At 33.0% G+C, this 1981-nt stretch carries 3 protein-coding genes and 1 pseudogene; 1 reads left to right on the plus strand and 3 read right to left on the minus strand.

The features are described 5' to 3' along the window. Positions 1-437: 437 nt before the first annotated feature. A pseudogene (locus J3U37_RS12225) lies at positions 438-602 on the plus strand (SymE family type I addiction module toxin); the annotation flags it as partial. Between the two features lie 150 nt (positions 603-752). On the opposite strand, the gene J3U37_RS11995 reads toward J3U37_RS12225, so the two are convergent. From J3U37_RS11995 to J3U37_RS12005, 3 genes are all read right to left on the minus strand, one after another. Next, positions 753-1097, minus strand: a complete 345-nt coding sequence (locus J3U37_RS11995) for a DUF6572 domain-containing protein (RefSeq protein WP_267375108.1) — start codon at positions 1095-1097, stop codon at positions 753-755. Positions 1098-1179: 82 nt separating this feature from the next. Beyond that, positions 1180-1485: an RNase A-like domain-containing protein gene (locus tag J3U37_RS12000; RefSeq protein WP_267375110.1), complete on the minus strand. Its 306-nt coding sequence runs from the start codon at positions 1483-1485 to the stop codon at positions 1180-1182. Further along, on the minus strand, positions 1457-1642 hold the full coding sequence (locus tag J3U37_RS12005) for a hypothetical protein (protein WP_267375112.1): 186 nt from the start codon (positions 1640-1642) through the stop codon (positions 1457-1459). Before J3U37_RS12005 ends, J3U37_RS12000 begins: the two co-directional genes overlap by 29 nt. Positions 1643-1981: the final 339 nt, after the last annotated feature.

Below are 1981 nucleotides of genomic sequence, written 5' to 3' on the forward strand. Positions count from 1 at the left end.
TATCATTGCCTTTCTCTTTCGCCCGCTCAACCGCTTTGGCCGCTTCATACATATCTGCTGCCGTACCGGTTAACGCAATGGTCAGCCCGGATTTCTCATAAGTGTACTGCTCGTTATAGGTGGTTTTGGCATCAAGTGCCTCGATAGCCACCCGCACACCAAATACCGTGCCGCCATTTGTGACATTATTGCCGAATAACTGAATATTTTTTGGAAGTTATCGGAAGAAGATAAAACCGTGATTAAGATATTTTTAGAAAATTTTTTAATCAAGAAGCAGATTAAATTACAAGCTAGGTAATGCGGGTAAAAAAGTAACATAATAGTAACAGGCGACAACCTGCTACTACTACAACTATACGAAATAGTTATTATAATTAAGATGCATTTCTACTCTAAAATCAACCATACACAAAGCACCACAACACAAAGAGTGATTTTATACCGTTGGTTACGTGCCACAAGGCACAAAGCCCAACCCCAGACCGCAACTGACCATTAAAGGCAGGTGGCTGGAGCAATTCGGTTTTTATGTGGGTTGCCCTGTTATCATTAAAGTTGAGCAAAACAAGTTAATTATTGAACTTGATTTACGAATTTAAAATACAATCTAACCAAATATATTTTAAAGAAAGATGGTAAGACTTCGGACTTACCATAAATTAAATATTGGTAATTAAAATTCATAAATTATCATTAATATTAATGAAATGAATTATATATTTATACTTTTATATTACAAAACAAAAATATTAGTTATTCTCCCATTCTTTATATGTAATTTGGATATTAAGATCGGTAGTAAAAAGAAAGTCATTTACTTTTTTTAAAAAATCTAGACATTCTCTTGGTACTTTATACTTAAAACCGATTTCTATCAAAAATTTGTCTCTTCCTTTAGCAGCAGGAAAACTTTCATATACTTCACCACTTTCTATAAATCTGATATAACTATTTATTTTTTCTTGTATCAAAAATAAATGTTTTTCCACTTCCTTATGCCAAGATAAATGATCAGTAAAACCCAAATTTACTATTGATTTATTTTCTTCGGGGATTCCTATCATATCAACTTTATTTAAATCTTCTATAGACATATTAACTATTACCTTCTAGTTATCAGGTCTAACTACTTCTACTTTTATTGGAGGTATTTTGGTTCCCCCTTCAAATCCAGGTTTACCACCACCAATAATTGTACTCCCATTTTTTTCCAAATCCGGAAAACCAACTTTTTGTATAGTCGATCTCTAAATAGCCTTTTTGGCTTCCTAATAAATAGTTATTTATCTTAGATTGATTTGCATCAATCGCTTTGCTTGTAATAGCTTCAGCTGTCCCTCTGTCTGTAAATGAGGATGCTGTTTTTACATTTCCTGTAGACACTCTATTCAATAACTCCGCTTGTGTTTTTCCAACATGTCTGGCAATTAGATGTCCCCCGGCTGCTTCATACTTATTTTGCCATGGAGGCAATTTTTTCATTAGGGCTATTAGCTGCATTTTTAAGCAAGATAAAGGTTTCTGGCTCTTTTGAACATTTGTCTCTTACTAATCGACCTAAAGCATCAATAAAAGACGCTGTGGGATTCAATAAAAATTGCTCAACTAAATTTATTTCTAACTCATCAGGAATAAGCAAGTATAGTTTGCCGCAAACGGAATAAATATAATCTATCGCATCATGATTTTCTGGATTATCTATATGTGAATAACGAATAATGTCAAAATATCCAATTAATATTAGACGCTTTTCTCTTGCTGTAAGTTACTGCTGTTTATAATTTTTTAGCCCATCTAAACCATAATCACTATCATATATAAGGGGTTTAATAAAACCAGCCCGCAGTCCTATTAATATGCTAGTAACATCTTTGCGCTTAGAGCATAAATTACAAATATTATCCATAGATAATTCTTTTAAACTTACAAAAGACTCAAGCCATTACTTCAAGATCACCAACCACTCTTGGTTTGGAAA

Source organism: Gilliamella sp. B3172 (genome assembly GCF_026536465.1).
Taxonomy (GTDB): domain Bacteria; phylum Pseudomonadota; class Gammaproteobacteria; order Enterobacterales; family Orbaceae; genus Gilliamella.

Coding starts and splice junctions, on each gene's coding strand:
- J3U37_RS12000 (WP_267375110.1), bottom strand. CDS start 1,485: ATGAAAAAATTGCCTCCATGGCAAAATAAGTATGAAGCAGCCGGGGGA.
- J3U37_RS11995 (WP_267375108.1), bottom strand. CDS start 1,097: ATGTCTATAGAAGATTTAAATAAAGTTGATATGATAGGAATCCCCGAA.